5 protein-coding genes are annotated in these 6,206 nt (G+C 36.6%); 3 read left to right on the plus strand and 2 right to left on the minus strand.

Going from position 1 to position 6,206, the window contains the following annotated elements:
* The first annotated feature begins 33 nt into the window (after positions 1 to 33).
* Complete coding sequence (gene holA, locus ACOMA9_RS04625; protein WP_270206831.1) at positions 34 to 1,071, plus strand: DNA polymerase III subunit delta; 1,038 nt, start codon at positions 34 to 36, stop codon at positions 1,069 to 1,071.
* 70 nt (positions 1,072 to 1,141) lie between these two features.
* The gene (locus ACOMA9_RS04630) at positions 1,142 to 1,747 is read left to right on the plus strand and encodes a superoxide dismutase (protein WP_022525198.1); all 606 of its coding nucleotides are present in this window, start codon (positions 1,142 to 1,144) and stop codon (positions 1,745 to 1,747) included.
* A gap of 273 nt (positions 1,748 to 2,020) precedes the next feature.
* Here the strand turns inward: ACOMA9_RS04630 and ACOMA9_RS04635 are convergent, their stop codons facing one another.
* On the minus strand, positions 2,021 to 3,382 hold the full coding sequence (locus ACOMA9_RS04635; protein WP_330944859.1) for a bacteriocin secretion accessory protein: 1,362 nt from the start codon (positions 3,380 to 3,382) through the stop codon (positions 2,021 to 2,023).
* A 10-nt stretch (positions 3,383 to 3,392) separates the two neighbouring features.
* Positions 3,393 to 5,543 (minus strand): peptide cleavage/export ABC transporter, encoded by a 2,151-nt coding sequence (locus tag ACOMA9_RS04640; RefSeq protein WP_414079122.1) that lies wholly within the window; start codon positions 5,541 to 5,543, stop codon positions 3,393 to 3,395.
* Between the two features lie 247 nt (positions 5,544 to 5,790).
* Here ACOMA9_RS04640 and ACOMA9_RS04645 point away from each other — a divergent pair, with 247 nt between their 5' ends.
* Positions 5,791 to 6,117, plus strand: a complete 327-nt coding sequence (locus ACOMA9_RS04645) for a bacteriocin immunity protein (protein WP_330944860.1) — start codon at positions 5,791 to 5,793, stop codon at positions 6,115 to 6,117.
* The last annotated feature ends 89 nt before the right edge of the window (positions 6,118 to 6,206 follow it).

Consider the following 6,206-nt stretch of genomic DNA (forward strand, 5'->3'; position numbering starts at 1 on the left):
AAGAGAAAAGTAAATTTATAAAAGGAGGTCATTGTGTTAGCGATTGAAGAGTGCAAAGCTGTAAATCTGACAAATCTACCTAGTTTGACGATTTTGACTGGTGATGATACAGGACAATTTGACTGGATGAAATCACAATTTTTACGCCAAATTCGATATAATGCGGCAGATTTAAATATGGCTTATTTTGATATGAAAGAAGCTGTTTATCCAGATGTGGAGATTGATTTAGTGAGTTTGCCCTTCTTTTCTGAAGAGAAGATCGTCATTTTGGATCATTTTTTGGATGTGACAACAGCTAAAAAACGCTATTTGACGGATGTTGAGCTAAGATCTTTTGAGCAATATTTGGAGAATCCTGCAGATACAACGAAATTGGTCATTTTTGCAGAAGGGAAGTTGGACAGCAAACGACGAATTGTAAAGCTGCTCAAACGGGATGGCAAAGTGTTTGAAGCAAGTGAGCCCAAAGAACAAGAATTACGCACCTACTTTAGTAAGCAAGTTCAAGAACAGGGGTTAGAACTTCGTTCGCAAGTTTTAGAAGAATTGCTTATTAAGTCTGGTTTCGATTTTAGTGAAATCAGCAAAAACCTAGCTTTTTTAAAGGACTATAAAAAAGATGGCATCATTACAAGTGATGACATTGCTGAAGCGATTCCAAAGACTTTGCAGGACAATATTTTTGACTTGACTCAGATGATTTTGCAGCAAAAGGTAGATGCGGCAAGAAGCCTGGTGCGAGACTTGACATTGCAAGGTGAAGACGAAATCAAGTTGATTGCGATTATGCTGGGACAGTTCCGCATATTCACACAAGTGAAAATCCTCTTTGAAAATGGATGTAACGAAAGTCAGATTGTAGCGGATTTGTCCAGTTATTTAGGACGAAAGGTGAATCCTTTTCAAATCAAATATGCTTTGCGTGATGTGCGTTCTTTACAGCTTGATTTTCTGAAAAAAGCACTTGCTTGCTTGATTGAAACAGATTACCAAATCAAGTCTGGAGTTTATGAGAAAGGTTACCTCTTTGACTTGGCTTTATTAAAGATTGCTACCCACAACTTATAAGCAAATAAGTTGAAAATTTTGTTGGTCTACGTTATCATTTTCATATAAAATGAAAAAGGGGAACAAACCAATGGCAATTATTTTACCTGATCTACCTTATGCTTACGATGCTTTGGAACCATATATTGATGAAGAAACGATGCACTTGCATCATGACAAACACCACAATACTTATGTCAATAATGTAAATGCGGCTCTGGCAAAACACCCTGAAATTGGTGAGGATTTGGAGCAACTTTTGTCAGATGTAGAAACGATTCCAGCGGATATTCGTCAAGCTGTTATCAATAACGGTGGTGGTCATCTCAACCACGCGCTTTTCTGGGAATTGATGACACCAGAAAAGACAGAGCCATCAGCAGCATTAGCAGCAGACCTTGAAGCAACATTTGGTTCATTTGAGGATTTCAAAGCAGCATTTACAACAGCTGCGACAAGTCGCTTTGGTTCAGGTTGGGCTTGGCTCGTGGTCAACCCAGACGGCAAATTAGAAGTGACTTCAACTGCTAACCAAGATACACCAATCTCTGAAGGAAAGACACCAATTTTAGGAATTGATGTTTGGGAACATGCCTACTATGTGAAATACCGCAATGTTCGTCCAGATTACATCAAAGCCTTCTTTTCAGTCATCAACTGGAACAAGGTCAATGAATTGTACGTAGCAGCAAAATAAAGTGTGCAATGAGATAGAAAAAACGAATCTGATAAGGTTCGTTTTTTCTGTTATAGTAAAATTACCTATAAATTCCTTCCAAATAAAACCAGATTTGTTGTTTGAGGAAATTCAGAGAATGATCGTTTGTTCTGTCAATCACGCCAAAAACGAGATAATGATTTTTAAATAATAGCTCATAATCAATATTTTCTCCGACAATAATAATTTTTCCTCTTTGTAAAATGTCTTATCATATAAGACAATCTTCTGATGAGTAAAATCCTTAAACAGTCATTCGACATTATTGAGCAGTTTATCTTTGTAGTAATGAAAGAATGATTTTTTCGCAATGACACTCGTTACTCGTCCTTGCAAACCGTACTTCAAGATCTGGCTATCTTTTTTAGATACGGAAGCTTTTGCAGTGATTTTAAACAGGTTTCCCTGTTTTGTTTCAGTAGCAGAAGTGTCAATGCTATTAATTTTACCGATAATAGTGATTGTCTGATTTCCAATTTTTTCTAAGATAAGTCGGGAAGTTTGTCCCTTTTTTAAATTGGTCATATAGGCTGAAGGCACGTAATAGGTGATAAGAACTTCTTTTGTTTTCGTGATATCTGGATAGATCTGAGCAATTTCCGTTCCTTTGGGGAGTAAAGACTTCCCTTTGAGCGCACTGCTGATATGAAGAATCCCTGTTTCGGGAGCAGTCAGTTGATTATTTTGAAGTTGAGCATTTGCTTGGTTCAATTGATTTTGCAAATCGGTAATTTGGGTCGTAAGGCTTGTTAACTGTTGGTCTGCTGTTTGGATAAATTGTGTGCGAAGCACCTCAATTTTAGTCGAAAGGCTATTATCATAGGTTGTTGCAGTTCCAGTACCAGCTTTTTGAATGTTTAGATTGGCTAGGGAAGATTTGAGGTTGGATATATTCGTATTAATCTGAGATAGGTATTGATTTGTAGTTGACGGATCAGGTTTGACTTGATATTCATTTTTATATAGGTTAAAGGTTGCTTGATGAGGATTATTTTGGGGCAAATTTGAAGCGTTGCTAGAAATGGCATGATACAGTTCATGATAATCATTCATTTGTTTTGTTAATTCGTTCATTTGATCATCAATAGCAGCAATCGTATGGTTGGTTAAAGAAGCTTGTTTACTAACTTCGGAATTATTTTTTGAAATGCCGATAGTTAAATCTTCTGATTGTTTGATAAAATTGTTAAATGTGTTGGCATAGCCAAACTCATCTTTGTTTGTAAAAAGATTTGTTCCCTGCTGTAAACTGTTCTTTAATGTTTCTAATTCTGCTTTTTGGCGCTGGTAAGTGGCAAGTTGCGTTTCAATGGCTGTTTGTTGGGAAGCTTCCATATTTTTTGTATATTGAACCAACAATTCTCCTTTGGTGACGGTCTTATTTTCAGCTAAATGATTGGTCAGAACCGTATTGTCACTGGTTGACTGAATCATGGCAATGACTTTCGTTGGTGTGATTTCGCCAATGGATTTGACAGTCACTTCTTTTTGCCCGACAAAGGAAAAGAGGACAAGAAATAGAACGAAGAATGCCAAAGGCAGAATGAGAACAGTCGCAAAGTTGTGGTATCTTCGATGATAAAATTCTGAACTTTTAAACAGATTGGGATTCATAATTTACTCCTTATTTATTAAATAGATGATAATAAAAACCTTTTCTTCCTATCAATTCAGTATGAGAACCAGTTTCAATTACTTTTCCTTGGTCGAGGACAATAATCTGATTTGTACGCTTTGAGATGCTGAGACGATGAGCAACAAAAATAATGGTTTTGTCGGGTAATTTCATGAGATTATCAATGACTTTTTTCTCTGTTAAAACATCTAATCCACTCGTTGCTTCATCTAAAATGAGAATAGGAGATTTCGTCAGCAGAGCGCGTGCAAGTGCAATTCGTTGCCTTTGTCCACCAGATAATCCAGCTCCGTCAGACAATTCTGTCTGGTATCCCAGAGGCATTTGTTCAATGTCTGAGCGGATTTCTGCAATTTCACAAGCACGAAGAATGTCTGATTGAGAAACTGCTTGATTGGCTCCTAATGTGAGGTTTTCTAGAATGGAACCGCTAAAGATGTAAGCTTGCTGAGGCAGGTAGTTGATATATTGCCGAAGAACTTTCCTGTCAATCGTCTTGAGGTCATTTCCATTGAGGCGAATTTGCCCTTGATAAGGCTCATAAAAATAAACAATCATCTTAGCAAGTGTTGTTTTTCCCGAACCGCTGACGCCGACAAGACTAATTTTATCTCCCTTCTTGATAGTCAAACTAATATCTGATAAAGTATCTCGTCCAAATCCGTATTTATAGGAGACGTTATGGAAAGTAATATCTCCAGCTAAGAATTTTTTCTCCGTAAGGACTTGCTTGGTTTTGAATTCGGATTCTACCAGATAAACTTCATTCAGTCGATGATTGGCAACTTTAGCTGATTGCAGTTTGGTTTGAAGATTGATGATACTTTCAAGTGGACTAGTAAAGTATGAAAGGAGAGCATTGAAAGTAATCAGTTGACCAATTGAAATCTTTTGAGACATAGCCAAAGAGGCTCCGACCCAGAGAATGACCACATTCAAAATAAATTGTGCTCCTTGTTTGAGTGCTGTCTGCATAATAGAATATTTACTTAATTTGAAAGTCTTATCCAGATAATCAACAAACTCGCTATCAATCTTTTGGTAACGGCTTTCTTCGCTGGTTAAAGATTTAATGGTTTCAATTCCGTTGATATCTTCGATAATGGCAGAATTTACCATAGCATTGCTTTGCATAACATCGTTATTCATTTTTTCAAAAGGCTTCATAAAAGCAAAAATAATGAGAGCGTAGATAGGAATTGCAAGCAAGGTGAGTAAAAAGAGATTGGCATTTTGCAGTAAAAGAACACTGCCGACAATCATCACAATGGACAAATCAAGAAAGAGAGACAGGATAGTTGAAGCTAGAGCATCAATAATGGAGTTGGCATCTGTAAAACGAGAAATAATCTCCCCAGTGCGTCTCGTCGCAAAAAAGGACATTGGTAATTCAAAAATATGCCGAATATAAGACAAAATCACATCAATTGTTAATCGTTGACTGAGAACTGTTAGCAGGTAGTCTCTTGAAAAACTCATCATTTGCTGTAAGATGTAGGCAATGATAAGCCCAATTGAAATAATCCCAAGAGTTGATTTCATCTGATTTGGGATGTATTCGTCCAAAACACCTTGCAGATAATAGGAGCCCACAATGTTGATGAGGGTCACGAGCAAACTAGCTAAGACAATATAAAAAATCAAAGAACGCTGTTTAAAGATGAGTGGTAAAAAGCTAGCAAGCCCGTTCTTCTTATCCTTATGAGGTTTATAGCTAGGTTTCGGTGCGAGAAAGATAGCAACACCAGTCCAATCTTTTGCAAATTGTTTTTTGCTAATCTTAGTTATTTTGACAGTTGGATCAGGATCACCGATAAGCAAGTGCTTTTTCTCGTTTTTATAAACGACATAATAGTGCTGAAGATTGCCATTTTTGTTGATATGTACGATGAAAGGATAGGGAAGCTCTTCTGTTTCAAACAATGTCATATCTGCTTGGATTGGTCGGGTTTCAAAGCCCATTTCTTTTGCTGCTTTGACAATTCCAAGTGCAGTTGTCCCTTCTTTGTCTGTCTTTGCGAGCTCTCTCAAGTGTGCTAAAGAATAATTTGAACCATAGTATCTAGCAATGGAAGCCAGAGCAGCAATACCACAATCTCTAGCATCTATTTGCGGCACAAACGATTTTTTTAAATTCACTATAATGTTTTCCTTTCGTTTTGTAATGTTATTTTCTCAAAAAGCGCAAGAAAAAGAGCATTTTAATCTTAAATGGTCGTTCTGATGTCTTAAATGATTAAAAAATACCATTCAAGATGTCAAAGCTACTGTTTAAGAATTTAATGTTTACAAAACCAAGAAAATGGTTATATTTAAATTATGTTCAAGATAATTTCAATTGAACAATTTTAAAAGTCAATTTTATAAATTGAAAGAGGAAAATCTGATGGTAGAGATAAACTGGTTTTCAGGTGGCAAAGAGAGACGAGATGAAGCAATCACTATTGTTGACGATCTGCTTTCAAATTTGACGAATCCCGATTTGAAGAAAGTCTTGTTATCTTATCGTGAAGAGTTGAAAAAGCAGGAAATAGCAACTCCATTTATATTAAGTCGTATGAATCTTGCTCTTTCTCAAAAGCTGATTGAGAAGAATATTCGTTTGCCAGAAGCTCAATCTAATCAACTGAAGAGGTTAAGAAATCTATTAAATATACGGTATATACCCGTGGTGCTAGTTAAGTTCAAAATAGCTCAAATTATAAGCCAATAGGATTTGTTCAATCCTCAGTTATAGTCCAGCTACTCCTCTGGCGAAGGTGTGTTCCATATCAAAGAGAGCACATAACTCAGAAAAGCGCG

Origin of the sequence: Streptococcus atopicus (assembly GCF_049166725.1) — a bacterium.
Lineage (GTDB): Bacteria > Bacillota > Bacilli > Lactobacillales > Streptococcaceae > Streptococcus > Streptococcus hominis.

What these genes read in the sequence shown, in the direction of transcription:
- ACOMA9_RS04630 (WP_022525198.1), top strand. Translation starts at nt 1,142, where the DNA reads ATGGCAATTATTTTACCTGATCTACCTTATGCTTACGATGCTTTGGAA.
- ACOMA9_RS04635 (WP_330944859.1), bottom strand. Translation starts at nt 3,382, where the DNA reads ATGAATCCCAATCTGTTTAAAAGTTCAGAATTTTATCATCGAAGATAC.
- ACOMA9_RS04645 (WP_330944860.1), top strand. Translation starts at nt 5,791, where the DNA reads ATGGTAGAGATAAACTGGTTTTCAGGTGGCAAAGAGAGACGAGATGAA.